The following is a 15,563-nucleotide window of genomic DNA, read 5'->3' on the forward strand; positions in this document are numbered from 1 at the left end:
AGGACAGTACTCGCCAGCGCCGGCGGATCCGGGTGGGGTTGCCGCGCTCGGCGTCGGCCCACGGCGAGCATTGTGACGAAGTGCACGAGACACGCCGTAGCCCGAACCAAAACAGAATCGCCGAAATTTGATCACGAGATGGTATGGAAATGCGCCGGAATGCTTGACCCAGCTGCCCAATGCGTGTCTAATCACATCAGTGTCATTTCCCGGTTGGCCGGCCGGTTTCGGTGTCGCAGACCGAGATTCGATCACTAGTTCGAATTGGGTTAACGACACATCAAAACAGCGGCAAACCATTCACTCTCTATTTAGGCGAGGAGGCGGACGCATGTCCTATGAGCACCTTCGGGGCGTAATGGGAGGCACACCGCACGCCGCTGCCGGCTCCGCGACAGTGTCATCGATGGGGAGTGCCCGACCGCACTTGAGCCTGGTTCCCGACGCGTTCGAGCCCCAGCCGCTGCCGGTGCCTACCGAGCCGCCCGCCGACCAGTGGCAGGACCGCGCCCTTTGTGCCCAAACGGATCCCGAGGCGTTCTTCCCGGAGAAGGGCGGCTCGACCCGCGAGGCCAAGAAGATCTGCCTTGGCTGCGAGGTGCGTCACGAGTGCCTGGAATACGCGCTGGCTCACGACGAGCGTTTCGGCATCTGGGGTGGGCTGTCCGAGCGTGAGCGCCGTCGCCTCAAGCGTGGCATCATCTGAATCCGGTCCGGGACAGCTGGTCAGTCGTCGTCTATCGTCGGGTCGACCACCGTGGGCTCGACATCCAGATAGCTGGCCACCTGGGCCACCAAAATTTCGTGCAATAATTCGCCAAGCTCCAGGGTGTCTTTCGCGCGTCGTTCAATTGGCTTGCGGAATAAGACAATTCGTGCACGCGTGGCATTGCCGCGGACGTCCACACCAGCCGGGATCAGGCGGGCAAGCGGGATCGGCCCGTCGGCGATGACCTCGGGTGGCCACTGCACGCTCTCGGGGTCCTTGGCCGAAATACGGGGGATCTCGTCGACCGCGACGTCCAGCTCGGACACCCGGTCCTGCCAGCGCCGCTCGATGGGTTCGTAGGCTTCCAGCACCGCCATGTCGAACCGCTCGGAACGGCTGCGCCACCCGGGCACCGTCGGCGGCAGCAGCGGACCACGCCACTCGCGCCCCCGGCGCCTGGCCCGGCGTGCCGCGGATGCTACACCCGGCCGGCCGCTGCGCGGGTAGCTGCGGGAATCGCTCACGCGCCGATGGTAACGGTTACACATCGCGCCGGGAACGGATGCGCGTGTCCGCCGCTTCGGCAGGGTTTCCGCACGATAGCCTTTCGATCGTGAACGTACCCCGTCGCTGCTGCCGGCCCGGGTGTCCGCACTATGCAGTGGCGACGTTGACGTTCGTCTACTCGGACTCGACGGCGGTTGTGGGTCCGCTTGCTACCGCACGTGAACCGCATTCGTGGGATCTGTGCGTCAGCCACGCCGGCCGCATCACCGCACCGCGCGGGTGGGAACTCGTGCGTCATGCCGGGCCGCTACCGACCAATCCCGACGAGGACGATCTGGTGGCGTTGGCCGATGCGGTGCGCGAAGGCGGCCCCGTCGGTGCCGGCGTCTACTCGGTGGTCCATCCGGGCGGGAACGGCTCGCCGCGCAACGGCTTCTCCGATCCCGCTGTACACCACGCGGGCGTTTCTGCCGGTGTTCATGCTGGTGTTCATGTGAAGGCCCCGAGTAGCGGCGTGTTCGCACCATCCGAGCATCGCTCCGGACGTCGCCGTGGACACCTGCGTGTGTTGCCCGACCCACCCGACTAGCCCGAGACTAGCCCGGGCATCCTCGGGTCGCGACTGTGGCGGGCCGATAGGCTGGCGGCCAAGGGACAAATAACCTCAGTCGTCAGGAGCCCCGCCATGTCTTGGCCCGCCGCGGTTATCAATCGTGTTATCAAGGCTTATGACGTGCGCGGGTTGGTCGGGGAAGAGATCAACGAGTCGCTGACCGCGGACGTGGGCGCCGCCTTCGCCCGGCTCATGCAAGCCGAGGGTGCACGGCAGGTGGTGGTCGGCTACGACATGCGCGACAGCTCGCCGTCGCTGGCCGCCGCGTTTGCCGACGGGGTCACCCGACAGGGCCTCGATGTGGTACGCATCGGGTTGGCGTCGACCGATCAGCTTTACTTCGCCTCGGGTCTGCTGGACTGCCCGGGCGCGATGTTCACCGCCAGCCACAATCCGGCCACCTACAACGGCATCAAGCTGTGCCGCGCCGGAGCCAAGCCGGTAGGCGCCGACACCGGGCTCGGCGCCATCCGCGACGACCTTGTCAACGGCGTCCAGTCCGCCCACGGATCCGTCGGCACCATCACCGACCGGGACGTGCTGGACGACTACGGGAAGTTCCTGCGGTCGCTGGTCAGCACGGCCGACCTGCGGCCGCTGCGGGTGGCCGTGGACGCCGGCAACGGAATGGCCGGTCACACCGCACCGGCCGTGCTGGGCCCCGTCGGCTCGATCACGCTGCTGCCGTTGTACTTCGAGCTCGACGGCTCGTTTCCCAACCACGAGGCCAACCCGCTCGACCCGGCCAACCTGGTGGACCTGCAGACCTATGTGCGCGACACCGGTGCCGACATCGGCCTGGCCTTTGACGGCGACGCCGACCGCTGCTTCGTGGTCGACGAGACCGGCCATCCCGTGTCGCCGTCGACGGTGACCAGCCTGGTGGCCGCGCGCGAACTCGGCCGGGAGATCGGCGCCACCGTCATCCACAACGTGATCACCTCCCGCGCGGTGCCCGAGCTGGTCATCGAGCGCGGCGGCACACCGCTGCGTTCCCGGGTCGGCCATTCCTATATCAAGGCGCTGATGGCCGACACCGGCGCAATCTTCGGCGGCGAGCACTCGGCGCACTACTATTTCCGCGACTTCTGGGGCGCGGATTCGGGAATGCTGGCCGCACTCTATGTCCTGGCCGCCCTAGGGGAGCAGGACCGGCCGTTGTCAGAGCTGACCGCCGACTACCAACGTTATGAGTCGTCCGGCGAGATCAACTTCCACGTGGCCGACGCCGAGGCGTGCGTCGAGGCCGTACTGAAGTCGTTCGGCAACCGAGTGCAATCCATCGACCATCTCGACGGGGTCACGGTGGATCTGGGGGAGGACAGCTGGTTCAACCTGCGCAGCTCCAACACCGAGCCGCTGCTGCGGCTCAACGTGGAGGCCCGCACGGCCGAAGATGTCGACGCGGTGGTGAAACAGGTCAGCGGGGAAATCGCGGCTGCGCCCTCGGCGGAGGCGGGACCATGAGCGCGCTCCAGTCGGTCGATCTCGAAGACGCCGACGGCCTAATCGCCGCCGACCGGGACGGCCTGTTGCGGGCCGCGTCGACCGCCGGTGCGCAGGTGCGTGCCATTGCCGCCGCACACGACGAAGGCGAACTGGACTTACTGCGCGCCGGCGACCGGCCGCGCACGGTGATCTGGGTGGCGGGGCGGGGTACCGCCGAGACCGCCGGGGCCATGCTGGTCTCGACGCTGGCTGGCGCGGCCGCCGAGCCGATAGCACTGGCCAGGGAGGCGCCGCCCTGGGTGGGTCCGCTCGACGTGCTCGTCGTCGCCGGCGACGACCCCGGTGATCCCGCGCTGGTCGCAGCGGCCGCGACCGGGGTACGCCGAGGTGCGCGGGTGGTGGTGGTGGCGCCCTATGCGGGTCCGCTGCGTGACTCCACGGCCGGTCGCGTCGCGGTGCTGGAACCACGACTACGGGTTCCCGACGAGTTCGGGTTGTGCCGCTACCTGGCCGCGGGCCTGGCCGCCCTGAGCACCGTGGACCCCAGGCTGCGCATCGACCTGGCCGCGCTGGCCGACGAGCTCGACGCCGAGGCGCTGCACAACAGTGCCGGTCGCGAGCTGTTCACCAACCCGGCCAAGACGCTTGCGGCGCGCGTAGCTGGGCGCCGGGTCGCGCTGACCGGTGACAACGCCGCCACCCTGGCCCTGGCCCGGCACGGCAGCTCGGTGCTGCTGCGGATCGCGCATCAGGTGGCGGCGGCCGCCTGGCTGGCCGACGCGGTGGTGGCGCTGCGGGCGGGTGCGGCCGCCAGCGATGCGGGTTATTCCGGGGATTCTTTGTTTCACGACGAGCAGATCGACGGCCCGCTGCCCGAGCGGATGCGGGTGCTGGCGCTGACGCTGGCCGGGGAAGCAGCGGTGGTGGGTGCCCGCATCGCCGGGCTCGACGATGTCTCGGTGGTCATGGCCGAGGGCGGGGCGCAGGACCCGAGCCTGGCCGGCTCTGATGGTGTGCTCATACCGGCCGATGCTCAGCGTGCCGAACAGCAACTGGCAATATTGGCCGTTCGGCTGGAGATGGCCGCGGTGTATTTGCGACTGGTGCGGGGATAGATACAAGGTGGAACTGCTACGCGGAGCGTTACGGACATACGCCTGGGGGTCGCGTACCGCTATCGCCGAATTCACCGGGCGGCCGGTGCCGGCCGCCCACCCGGAGGCCGAACTCTGGTTCGGTGCGCATCCCGGTGACCCCGCCTGGCTGGAAACCGACGCGGGCGAAACCTCGCTGCTGGAAGCCGTGAGTGTCGATCCGGAGGGGCAGCTCGGACACGGGGCGCGCGCCCGGTTCGGCGATGTGCTCCCGTTTCTGGTGAAGGTGCTGGCCGCCGATGAGCCGCTGTCCCTGCAGGCCCACCCCAGCGCCGAGCAGGCGGTCGAGGGTTACCTCCGGGAGGAACGGCTGGGCATTCCGGTGGCGTCACCGGTGCGCAACTACCGCGACACCCGTCACAAGCCCGAGTTGCTGGTGGCATTGCAGCCGTTCGAGGCACTGGCCGGATTCCGTCAGGCCGCCCGCACCCGCGAATTGCTGCAGGCGCTGGCGGTGTCCGACCTCGACCCGTTCATCGACCTGCTTAGCGACCAGTCCGACGCCGACGGGCTGCGTGCGCTGTTCACCACCTGGATCACCGCGCCCCAGCCCGACATCGACGTGCTGGTGCCCGCCGTGCTCGAGGGCGCCATCCACTACATCAGTTCCGGCGAGACGGAATTCGCGGCGGAAGTCAAGACCGTGCTGGAGCTGGGGGAGCGCTACCCCGGGGACGCGGGGGTGCTGGCGGCGTTGTTGCTCAACCGGATCAGCCTGTCGCCGGGGGAGGCGATCTTTTTGGCGGCCGGCAACTTGCACACCTATCTGCGTGGCTTTGCGGTTGAGGTAATGGCCAACTCCGACAACGTATTACGTGGTGGCTTGACGCCCAAGCACGTCGACGTGCCGGAGCTGCTGCGGGTGCTGGACTTCACCCCCACCGTCGAGTCCGAACTGCGGCCCGCGATCCGGCGCGACGGGCTGGAGCTGGTTTACGACACTCCGGCGAAGGAGTTCGCGGTCGGGTTGCTGGCGCTTGACGCGGATCAGCTCGGCCACGAGATCGACGCGCCCTGCAGCCACGAGGGCCCACAGATCCTGTTGTGCACCCAGGGTTCGACGATGGTTCATGGAAAGTCGAAGTCGTTGACTCTCAAGCAGGGCATGGCCGCCTGGGTGGCCGCCGACGACGGCCCGATCCGGCTGCTTGCGCACGAGCCGACGAAACTGTTCCGGGCTACCGTAGGGCTGTGACGGCCTGACGCCGGTCTTTGACGGCTTGACGGCGCTCGCCGAGCCACAGCCCCATGTTGTGGGCCATGGCCCGGCCGACGATCCCCGGCGGCGGAATCATGTACAGGCTGTCGAGCAGCGAGAACCGGCGCAGAAACCATTCGGCCAGAACGGGATTCGTTTCGGCAGCACCGAGGAATTGGTCGAACAACTTACCGGATGGCCGCCACCACCACGGGACAGGCCCGGCGACACCGTGATGGAAGGTGATGTCGCCGATGGCGTTCATCATCCACACCGGGTAGGTCGTTTTCCTGGTGAGCCGGGTGAATTCGGCCGCAAGGCTTTTCGTGGGAGATCGCAGGGCGCGGCGCAGATTGCCGGCCTGCAGCGACGTCATCGTCATGCCCTGCCCGAAGGTGGGGTTGAAGCTGGCCACGGCGTCACCGAACGGGATGATGCCCGCCGGGAAGTGCTGCAGCTTGTCGTAGCGGCGCCACCTGCTGGCCGGGAATGCGTGGAACACCGGGCCGCCGAGGGGTTCGGCCTGCGCCAGCGCGTGCGTGAATCGGGCCGGCAGCAGCCGCTCGGCAAGCGCACGCATGTCGGCGAAGGTCGACGGCGGCTTGGCGTGGGCTACCCCGAAGGTGGTGAGCACCCAGGTGCCGTCCTCGTAACAGAGCATGCCCAGCCCCAGCGACTGGTCATGTGAGGCACCGGCGACCACGACCTTCTCCCGCAGCAGCCCGTCGGGGATGCGGAACTGGTGGCTGGCGTAGTTGATGCCGATGTCTACGGTTTCCTCGACCGGGCGCTGAAACCCCCACTGCGCCAACCACACCGGTAGCCGGGTGCCCCGCCCCTCCGCGTCGACGACAAGATCGGCAGCCCGGAATTCGGGATCGCCGCAGCCACCGTCGTCACGGGGAGCCAGCAGCACCCCGCTCACCCGCTGACGGGCGGGCTCGAAGCGCGGCTCGGTGACCAGTCGTCGCACGATCTCGACGTTGTCGATGCCGAGCACTCGCCGTCGCAGCTGCCATTCCAGATGCGGCCGGCTGGGCACATAGGCGGTGAACTCTCTGCGCAAGGTGTGCCCGGTCCCCAGGACATGGCCCGCGGCGCCGAAGTAGATGCAGTCCGGCCGGTTCTCCAGCATGGGCACCCCGGCGGCGACCATGTCGTTCAGTAGGCCTGGGAAGAGGCTCTCGAATTCGTCTGCGCCGCGGGCCATCAGCATGTGCAGGTGGCGGTCCTGGGGAACCGTGGCGCGGTTGGCCGGTGCGCTCGGCAGCTCGTCACGCTCGAAAACGGTCACCCGGCCGAAAAAATCGGACAGCACGCGCGCCGCGCACAAACCCGCGATGCTGGCGCCGATGACGACGGCGTGGTCTCTGGTGTTGGCCGTTCCGGCTATGCTCCCCCGCATTCCCGCAGCGTACCGGCTAGCGCCGGCCATGCCGCCGCTCGCGGAGCCACAGCCGCAGATTGTGCGCCACGGTCCGGCCGATAATGGGCGCCGACGGCACCGTGTACAGGCTGTCGAGCAGCGAGATTCGACGCAAGAACCATTCGGCCAGAACCGGATTGGTTTCAGCGGCGCCGAGGAACTGGTCATAGAGCGCGCCGACCGGCCGGTACCACCTGGGCATGGGTCCCTCGGCGTGTTGGAAGCACCGGTCGGCGATCGCGTTCATGGTCCACACGGGTCTGGTGATCTGGGCGGTGGCGCGGTTGAAGTCGCCGGCCCGCTCGCTGTTTGCGGATTTTGGCGGGGATCGCAGCGCCTGGCGCAACCGGCCGGCCTGCAGTGCGATCATGGTCATGCCCTGCCCGAAGGTCGGGTTGAAACTGGCCACGGCATCCCCGAGCGGGATGATCCCGCCCGGGAAGCGACTCAGCTTGTCGTAGCGGCGCCATCTGCTGACCGGGAAGGCGTGGAAGGAAGGCTCGCCGACGGGCTGGGCCTGCGCCAGCGCACTTGCGAATCGGGCCGGCAGCAGCCGGTAAGCGAGCTCACGCATCTCCTCGAAGGTCGCGGGCGGCTTGGCGTTGGCAACCCCGAATGTCGTCAAGATCCAGGTGCCGTCCTCGTTGCACAACATGCCCAGGCCCAGCGATTGCGTCGGGCCGACACCGGTGACCACGATTTTCTCCCGGATCAGCCCGTCGGGGATGGCCAGCCGGTGACTGGCGTAGCCGATGCCGACGTCGACGGTTTCCTCGGGCGGGCGCTGATATCCCCACTGCGCCAACCACACCGGCAGCCGACTGCCGCGACCGGTCGCATCGACAATCAGGTGGGCCGCGACGAACGCCGGATCACCGGCCGGTAGCAGCACACCGGTTACGCGCTCGCGGGCGCTGTCGAAGCGCGGCTCGCCGACGTTGCGGTGCCGGATCTCGACGTTGGCCAGGGCACGGACCCGTCGCCGCAGCTGCCATTCCAGGTGAGGACGGCTGGGCAGGTAGGCGGTGAATGGCTGACGCAGTTGCGCGCCGATGCCCAGGACGTGGCCCACCGCGCCGAGGTAGATGCCGTCTGGGCGGTTGTCCAGCATCGGCACGCCGGCTGCCACCAGGTCCGCCAGTAAACCGGGGAACAGCGCCTCGAACTCCAGCGCGCCGCGGGCCATCAGCAGATGCAGATGCCGGTCCTGGGGGACCGCGGCGCGATTCGACGGTGTGTCCGGCAGGTCGTCGCGCTCGAAGACGGTCACGTTCCGGTAGAAGTCGGCGAGCACCCGGGCCGCGCACAACCCGGCGATGCTGGCGCCGACGACCACCGCGTGGTCCCGGGGGTTGGCGGCGCTGTTTGCGACGCTCGCGCTCATCCCCGGCAGCGTACCCAAGTACTGTGCGGTCACAGCTCGCAATGGGAGGGACGCATCCATGGCCGGTCGATGGCGCACGAAGTCGGTAGAGCAGTCGATTGCCGACACCGACGAGCCGGACACCCGGCTGCGCAAGGATCTCACCTGGAAAGACCTGGTGGTCTTCGGTGTTTCGGTGGTGATCGGGGCCGGTATCTTCACGGTTACCGCCTCGACTGCCGGTGACATCACCGGGCCGGCCATCTGGGTGTCGTTTCTCATCGCGGCGAGCACCTGTGCGCTGGCGGCCCTGTGCTACGCCGAATTCGCCTCGACGCTGCCGGTGGCCGGCAGCGCATATACCTTCTCCTATGCGACTTTCGGTGAGTTTCTGGCGTGGGTGATCGGCTGGAACCTGGTCCTGGAATTGGCCGTCGGAGCGGCCGTGGTGGCCAAGGGCTGGTCCAGCTACCTGGGCACAGTGTTCGGATTCGCTGGCGGCACAATCCGTCTGGGATCGATCAGCTTCGACTGGGGCGCCTTGCTGATCATCACGGTAGTGGCGACCCTGGTCGCGCTCGGCACCAAGTTGTCGTCGAGGTTTTCTGCGGTGGTCACCGCCATCAAGGTGTCGGTGGTGGTCTTCGTCGTGATAGTCGGCGCGTTCTACATCAAGGCCGCCAACTACTCGCCCTTCATTCCCGAGCCCGAACCCGAACACCAGGGCAGGGGCGCCGACCAGTCGGTGCTGTCGTTGCTGACCGGAGCCCACGGCAGTCACTACGGCTGGTACGGCGTGTTGGCCGGAGCGTCGATCGTGTTCTTCGCATTTATCGGGTTCGACATCGTGGCCACGATGGCCGAGGAGACCAAGTACCCGCAACGCGATGTTCCGCGCGGGATCCTGGCGTCGCTGGGCATCGTCACCCTGCTCTATGTCGCGGTGTCGGTCGTGTTGTCCGGCATGGTCTCCTACACCCGGTTGCGCACCGTGCCGGGCAGCGGCCAGGCGAACCTGGCCACCGCCTTCAAGGCCAACGGGGTGTACTGGGCCAGCGGCATCATTTCCGTCGGGGCGCTCGCCGGGCTAACCACCGTGGTGATGGTGCTGATGCTCGGGCAGTGCCGGGTTCTGTTCGCCATGGCGCGCGACGGCCTGTTGCCCAGACAGTTGGCCAAGACCGGGCCGCGCGGCACGCCCGTGCGGATCACCGTGCTGGTCGCGGTGGTGGTGGCTGCGACGGCGTCGATCTTTCCCATCACCAAGCTCGAAGAGATGGTCAACGTGGGCACTTTGTTCGCGTTCGTCCTGGTGTCCGGCGGTGTGATCATCCTGCGCAAGAAGCGGCCCGATCTAGAGCGCGGATTCCGCGCGCCCTGGGTCCCGTGGCTTCCCATCGCTTCGCTGTGTGCGTGCCTGTGGCTGATGGTCAACCTGACGGCGCTGACCTGGATCCGATTCGGGATCTGGTTGGTGCTGGGCACCGCGATCTACGTGGGCTACGGCCACCGGCACTCGGTGCATGGAAACCGGCAGGTGGCGGAGGCGGCCCGAGACACTTAGGGCGCCTTTGAATACGTAGTGTACAAAGCGACGTCTGGTGTCTAGACATCAGACGCAGGAGCCGGTATTGTCAACCTCAAGCGTGGTGTGACTCACAAGGAGGTTTGGCATATGACCACCCAATTCAGTTCTGAATTGGCGCAAGCTCCCGAAGCGGAGTGGCGCGATAAGAAGCGCCACCTGTGGCTGCTCGGATTGATCGCCCCGACGGCGTTGTTCGTGATGCTGCCGGTCGTGTGGGGGCTGAACCAGCTCGGCTGGCACGGCGCGGCCCAGGCGCCACTTTGGATAGGACCGTTCTTGGTCTACATCCTGTTGCCGCTGCTGGACCTGCGCTTCGGGCCCGACGGGCAGAATCCGCCCGACGAGGTGATGGAGCGGCTGGAAAACGACAAGTACTACCGCTACTGCACCTACACCTACGTCCCGTTCCAGTACCTCAGCGTGGTGCTGGGGGCCTACCTGTTCACCGCCGCAAACCTCGGCTGGCTCGGCTTCGACGGTGGCTTGGGCTGGGCCGGCAAGATCGGTGTCGCGCTGTCGGTGGGCGTGCTCGGTGGCGTCGGGATCAACACCGCGCATGAAATGGGACACAAGAAGGATTCGCTGGAGCGCTGGCTTTCCAAGATCACCCTGGCCCAGACCTGCTACGGCCACTTCTACATCGAGCACAACCGTGGGCACCACGTGCGGGTGTCCACTCCGGAGGACCCGGCGTCGGCCCGCTTCGGCGAGACCTTCTGGGAATTCCTGCCCCGCAGCGTCATCGGCAGCCTGCGCTCGGCGATCGGGCTCGAGGCGCAACGGTTCCGCCGCCAGGGCGTCAGCCCCTGGAACCCCAAGACGTACCTGCGCAACGACGTGATCAACGCATGGCTGATGTCGGTGGCGTTGTGGGGAGTGCTGATCGCGATCTTCGGCCCGGGCCTGATCCCGTTCGTGGTCATTCAGGCGGTGTTCGGCTTCAGCCTGCTGGAAGCGGTCAACTACCTCGAGCACTACGGACTGCTGCGGCAGCAGCTCGACTCGCCTTCCGGCAAGACGCGCTACGAGCGCTGCGCGCCGGTGCACAGCTGGAACTCCGACCACATCGTCACCAATCTGTTCCTGTACCACCTGCAGCGCCACAGCGACCACCACGCCAACCCGACCCGCCGCTACCAGACGTTGCGCAGCATGGACGGGGCGCCGAATCTACCCAGCGGGTACGCGTCGATGATCTCGCTGACCTACTTCCCGCCGCTGTGGCGCAAGGTGATGGACCACCGGGTGCTCGAGCACTACGACGGCGACATCACCCGGGTCAACCTGCACCCGCGCGTGCGCGACAAGATGCTGGCCCGCTACGGAGCAGCGGCATGATGGCGGCCTATCGGTGCCCGGTCTGCGACTACATCTACGACGAGGCCAAAGGTGAAGTCAGGGAAGGGTTTCCAGCCGGCACCCGGTGGCACCAAATTCCCGACGAGTGGTGCTGCCCGGACTGCGCCGTCCGGGAGAAGCCCGATTTCGAACAGGTCTGAAGGTCTGAAAGTTCTGAAAGGGAGACAACCATGAGCGACTACAAACTGTTCCAGTGCGTCCAGTGCGGCTTCGAGTACGACGAGGAACTCGGCTGGCCCGACGAGGGCATCGCGCCCGGCACCAGGTGGCAGGACATCCCGGATGACTGGAGCTGCCCGGACTGCGGGGCCGCGAAGTCCGACTTCGTGATGGTGGAGGTGGCCCGGTCGTGATCGAGGCCAAGGTGCTGGCAGAAACAGATATGGTCGCGCGTGTGAAGCGGATTCCCTACGCCGAAGCATCTCGGGCACTGTTGCGCGATTCGGTACTGGATGCGATGCGGGATCTGCTGCTGACCCGCGACTGGTCGGCGATCACCCTGTCCGACGTGGCCCGCGCCGCGGGGGTCAGCCGGCAGACCATTTACAACGAGTTCGGCTCTCGGCAGGGCCTGGCGCAGGGCTACGCTCTGCGCCTGGCCGACCGCCTGGTCGACCGGGTGCATGCCGCCCTGGACGCCAACGTGGGCAACATCTTCGAGTCGTTCCTGCAGGGGTTTCGGGCCTTCTTCACCGAGTCGGCGGCCGACCCGCTGGTGATCTCGTTGCTCAGCGGCGTCGCCAAGCCCGATTTGCTGCAGCTCATCACCACCGACAGCGCGCCCATCATCAACCGTGCCGCGGGCCGGCTGGCGAGTGCGTTCACCCAGACCTGGGTGGCCACCAGCGACGACGACGCCAACGTGCTCTCGCGCGCTATCGTGCGGCTGTGCCTTAGCTACGTGTCGATGCCGCCGGAGGCCAACCAGGACGTGGCTGCGGACCTGGCGAGGTTGATGACGCCGTTCGCAGAGCGCCACGGGGTGATCAATATCCCCTGACCTGCGAGGCTGCGGGCCGGCGGCTACAGTGGCTGAAGAGCATACCTAGGCTATGTCGCCTCGCTCAGCTTCCCGCAGGCCCACAGTAAGGATCAAACACGCTATGACGACGACCGAAACTTCGTTAACCCCCGACGTTCGTAACGGCATCGACTTCAAGATTGCCGATCTGTCGCTGGCGGATTTCGGTCGTAAGGAACTGCGGATCGCCGAGCACGAAATGCCCGGCCTGATGTCGCTGCGCCGTGAATACGCCGAGGTGCAGCCGCTCAAAGGCGCCCGCATCTCCGGCTCACTGCACATGACCGTCCAGACCGCGGTGCTGATCGAAACCCTCACCGCGCTGGGCGCCGAAGTCCGGTGGGCGTCGTGCAACATCTTCTCGACCCAGGACCATGCCGCCGCCGCCGTGGTCGTCGGTCCGCACGGCACGCCCGAGGAGCCCAAGGGCGTCCCGGTGTTTGCGTGGAAGGGCGAGACGCTCGAGGAGTACTGGTGGGCCGCCGAGCAGATGCTGACCTGGCCCGACCCGGACAAGCCGGCAAATATGATCCTCGACGACGGCGGGGACGCCACCATGCTGGTGCTGCGCGGGATGCAGTACGAGAAGGCCGGCGTGGTGCCGCCCGCCGAGGACGACGACTCCGCGGAGTGGAAGGTCTTCCTCAACCTGCTGCGGTCGCGCTTCGAGACCGACAAGGGCAAGTGGACCAAGATCGCCGAGTCGGTCAAGGGTGTCACCGAGGAGACCACCACCGGCGTACTGCGCCTATACCAGTTCGCCGCGGCCGGCGACCTGGCCTTCCCGGCGATCAACGTCAACGACTCGGTGACCAAGTCCAAGTTCGACAACAAGTACGGCACCCGGCATTCGCTCATTGACGGCATCAACCGCGGCACCGACGCGCTGATCGGCGGCAAGAAGGTCCTCATCTGCGGCTACGGCGACGTCGGCAAGGGCTGTGCGGAGGCGATGAAGGGCCAGGGCGCTCGCGTCCAGGTCACCGAGATCGACCCGATCAACGCGCTGCAGGCGATGATGGAGGGCTTCGACGTCGTCACCGTCGAGGACGCCATCGGCGACGCGGACATCGTCGTGACCTCGACCGGCAACAAAGACATCATCATGCTCGAGCACATCAAGGCGATGAAGGACCACTCGATCCTGGGCAACATCGGCCATTTCGACAACGAGATTGACATGGCCGGTCTGGAGCGTTCCGGCGCGACGAAGACCAACATCAAGCCGCAGGTCGACCTGTGGACCTTCAAGGAGACCGGCCGTTCGGTCATCGTGCTCTCCGAAGGCCGGCTGCTGAACCTGGGCAACGCCACCGGCCACCCGTCGTTCGTGATGAGCAACAGCTTCGCCAACCAGACGATCGCCCAGATCGAGCTGTGGACCAAGAACGACGAGTACGACAACGAGGTGTACCGGCTGCCCAAGCACCTCGACGAGAAGGTGGCCCGCATCCATGTCGAAGCCCTTGGCGGCAAGCTGACCAAGCTCACCAAGGACCAGGCCGAATACCTGGGCGTCGACGTCGAGGGCCCCTACAAGCCGGACCACTATCGCTACTGACATAACCGGTTTTCAGCCGCTCGGCCAACCTGGTGCGTTGCCGTTTACGCGTACCGGCCGGCATAACTCGGTGGGTCATCTCGGGCGCGGGCCACTTGCGGCCGCCGCGGTAACGAGTTGTACCGCCTGACGCGCCCAGGGAAGTGTCTGCGCCCCTTCAGGGCTCCCGGGGCGTGGCCGAAACCGCTCTGGTCTGCCTTGGTTGCCGGTGATCAGCCGTTGGCGCCGGGAGCGCCGGGCGTCCCGTCAGGCAGGCCGTTGGTGCCAGCCTGCCCGGGATTGGCGATGCCGCCGGTGCCGTTGAATGAGTTGCTGCCACCGCTTCCGCCCTGGCCGCCGTCGCCGCTGCCGTTGCTGCCGGCCGATCCGCCGTCGCCGCCGTGGCCGCCGGCTCCGCCGATGCCGGTGGCGTTGGTCGACGTCTGACCGCCGGATACCAGGAGGTTGCCCCAACCGCCGGTACCGCCGTCACCGCCGAGTGCACCGCCGGTGCCATTGAGCCCGCCATAGCCGCCGTCGCCACCGATTGCGGTGCCGTTGGTGATGCTGGACCCTTGGTAGCCGTTGAATTCGTCGTAGGTGATGACCCAAGCGTTACCGCCGTCGCCGCCGTTACCGCCGTTGCCGTCGCCACCGTCACCCGCCGTAACGGTGCCGGTGGTGCTGCCGTACAGCCCGGTCAGGTTGGCGCTCCCACCGGCGCCGCCGACCGCGCCGCTGCTGGCCGCCCCCCCGGAGCCACCCGTCGCGGTGCCGCCGGACGAGCCGTGGTCGCCCGCGCCCATCACCAGTCCGTAGCCGCCGTCACCGCCGGTGCCGCCGCCGCTGGCGTCGCCGCCGTTGCCACCGATAGCGGAACCGGTCGCTACGCCCTCGAAGTGGTCGCCACCGTTCACGCCCAACCCGTCCACGTAGCCCGCTTGAACCCAGGCGTCGCCGCCGGTGCCACCGGTGCTGCCGGTGCCGCGGGCGTTGCCGCCGCTGCCGCCGGTCGCGGTACCGGCGGCCGTGCCGTCCTGGTTGGCATTGACTTCGCCCAACCCGCCCGCGCCGCCGACGCCCCCGTTGGTACCGGCGCCGCCGCTGCCCCCGGTTCCGGTACCACTGACGCCGGCTCCGGCGCCAAGGGTATCGACCAGTCCGTCACCGCCGGCCCCACCCGTGCCGGCATTGGTGCCATCACCGCCTGCGCCGCCGACGGCGGCGCCGCTGACGCTGCAATTTGTATCGTTTGCGGAGACGACGGCGGCGCCACCGGCACCGCCGGCGCCGGCATTGATGCCGTCCCCTCCGTTACCGGCGGTAGCGAAGCCGATAACCTTGCTGGCCGCGGCATGCGATGCGACGGTGCTCACCCCGCCGTCGCCGCCGGTAGCGCCGTTGGTGCCGCCGTTACCACCGCTGCCGCCGGTGGCGGTACCGGTGGCGGTGCTGCCGACACCGTCGGCCTCGATGACCGCGTCACCACCGCTGCCGCCGCGGCCGCCGGCTGCGATGGTCGTGCCGTGACCACCCCCGCCTCCCGCACCCCCGGTAGCCGTACCGCTGGCAGTGCCGCCATTGACGGCTTGAACGCTGGCGGCTCCACCACCGCCGCCGCCGCCACCTCCGTGAC

The 15,563-nt window shown here is 67.5% G+C and carries 13 protein-coding genes and 2 pseudogenes; 11 read left to right on the forward strand and 4 right to left on the reverse strand.

The genetic code is table 11. The features are described 5' to 3' along the window. The first annotated feature begins 358 nt into the window (after nucleotides 1-358). Nucleotides 359-706 carry a WhiB family transcriptional regulator gene (locus tag EET13_RS06590; RefSeq protein WP_122441535.1) on the forward strand — a complete coding sequence of 116 codons (348 nt, stop codon included), beginning with the start codon at nucleotides 359-361 and terminating at the stop codon, nucleotides 704-706. A gap of 20 nt (nucleotides 707-726) precedes the next feature. Here EET13_RS06590 and EET13_RS06595 read toward each other — a convergent pair whose 3' ends face one another. Beyond that, nucleotides 727-1,257, reverse strand: a complete 531-nt coding sequence (locus EET13_RS06595; protein ID WP_425293642.1) for a metallopeptidase family protein — start codon at nucleotides 1,255-1,257, stop codon at nucleotides 727-729. A gap of 65 nt (nucleotides 1,258-1,322) precedes the next feature. On the opposite strand from EET13_RS06595, the gene EET13_RS06600 reads away from it, so the two are divergent. From EET13_RS06600 to manA, 4 genes are all read left to right on the forward strand, one after another. Next, complete coding sequence (locus tag EET13_RS06600) at nucleotides 1,323-1,805, forward strand: DUF3499 domain-containing protein (protein WP_211186369.1); 483 nt, start codon at nucleotides 1,323-1,325, stop codon at nucleotides 1,803-1,805. Nucleotides 1,806-1,901: 96 nt separating this feature from the next. Then, nucleotides 1,902-3,296 carry a phosphomannomutase/phosphoglucomutase gene (locus EET13_RS06605; protein ID WP_122441524.1) on the forward strand — a complete coding sequence of 465 codons (1,395 nt, stop codon included), beginning with the start codon at nucleotides 1,902-1,904 and terminating at the stop codon, nucleotides 3,294-3,296. Continuing rightward, nucleotides 3,293-4,393 (forward strand): TobH protein, encoded by a 1,101-nt coding sequence (locus EET13_RS06610; RefSeq protein WP_122441525.1) that lies wholly within the window; start codon nucleotides 3,293-3,295, stop codon nucleotides 4,391-4,393. Before EET13_RS06605 ends, EET13_RS06610 begins: the two co-directional genes overlap by 4 nt. Before the next feature lie 7 nt (nucleotides 4,394-4,400). Beyond that, a complete protein-coding gene (manA, locus tag EET13_RS06615) occupies nucleotides 4,401-5,627 on the forward strand; it encodes a mannose-6-phosphate isomerase, class I (RefSeq protein WP_122441526.1) in 1,227 nt (408 codons plus the stop codon). On the opposite strand, the pseudogene EET13_RS06620 reads toward manA, so the two are convergent. After that, nucleotides 5,618-7,035, reverse strand: a pseudogene (locus tag EET13_RS06620) (FAD-dependent oxidoreductase); the annotation flags it as partial. The gene manA and the pseudogene EET13_RS06620 overlap by 10 nt on opposite strands. 16 nt (nucleotides 7,036-7,051) lie before the next feature. Continuing rightward, on the reverse strand, nucleotides 7,052-8,440 hold the full coding sequence (locus EET13_RS06625; RefSeq protein WP_122441527.1) for an FAD-dependent oxidoreductase: 1,389 nt from the start codon (nucleotides 8,438-8,440) through the stop codon (nucleotides 7,052-7,054). 58 nt (nucleotides 8,441-8,498) lie between these two features. Here EET13_RS06625 and EET13_RS06630 point away from each other — a divergent pair, with 58 nt between their 5' ends. From EET13_RS06630 to ahcY, 6 genes are all read left to right on the forward strand, one after another. Next, nucleotides 8,499-9,983, forward strand: a complete 1,485-nt coding sequence (locus tag EET13_RS06630; protein ID WP_122441538.1) for an APC family permease — start codon at nucleotides 8,499-8,501, stop codon at nucleotides 9,981-9,983. Between the two features lie 111 nt (nucleotides 9,984-10,094). Beyond that, on the forward strand, nucleotides 10,095-11,345 hold the full coding sequence (locus EET13_RS06635) for an alkane 1-monooxygenase (protein ID WP_122441528.1): 1,251 nt from the start codon (nucleotides 10,095-10,097) through the stop codon (nucleotides 11,343-11,345). After that, nucleotides 11,345-11,506 carry a rubredoxin gene (locus EET13_RS06640; protein WP_122441539.1) on the forward strand — a complete coding sequence of 54 codons (162 nt, stop codon included), beginning with the start codon at nucleotides 11,345-11,347 and terminating at the stop codon, nucleotides 11,504-11,506. Before EET13_RS06635 ends, EET13_RS06640 begins: the two co-directional genes overlap by 1 nt. Nucleotides 11,507-11,536: 30 nt before the next feature. After that, nucleotides 11,537-11,719, forward strand: a complete 183-nt coding sequence (locus EET13_RS06645) for a rubredoxin (protein ID WP_122441529.1) — start codon at nucleotides 11,537-11,539, stop codon at nucleotides 11,717-11,719. Nucleotides 11,720-11,748: 29 nt separating this feature from the next. After that, nucleotides 11,749-12,366, forward strand: coding sequence for a TetR family transcriptional regulator AlkX (gene alkX, locus EET13_RS06650; protein ID WP_122441540.1), 618 nt, complete (start codon nucleotides 11,749-11,751; stop codon nucleotides 12,364-12,366). Nucleotides 12,367-12,469: 103 nt separating this feature from the next. Further along, nucleotides 12,470-13,948 (forward strand): adenosylhomocysteinase, encoded by a 1,479-nt coding sequence (gene ahcY, locus EET13_RS06655; RefSeq protein WP_122441530.1) that lies wholly within the window; start codon nucleotides 12,470-12,472, stop codon nucleotides 13,946-13,948. A gap of 212 nt (nucleotides 13,949-14,160) precedes the next feature. Here the strand turns inward: ahcY and EET13_RS32250 are convergent. After that, nucleotides 14,161-15,563: pseudogene (locus tag EET13_RS32250) on the reverse strand (PGRS repeat-containing protein); the annotation flags it as partial.

Origin of the sequence: Mycobacterium attenuatum (assembly GCF_900566085.1) — a bacterium.
GTDB lineage: Bacteria > Actinomycetota > Actinomycetes > Mycobacteriales > Mycobacteriaceae > Mycobacterium > Mycobacterium attenuatum.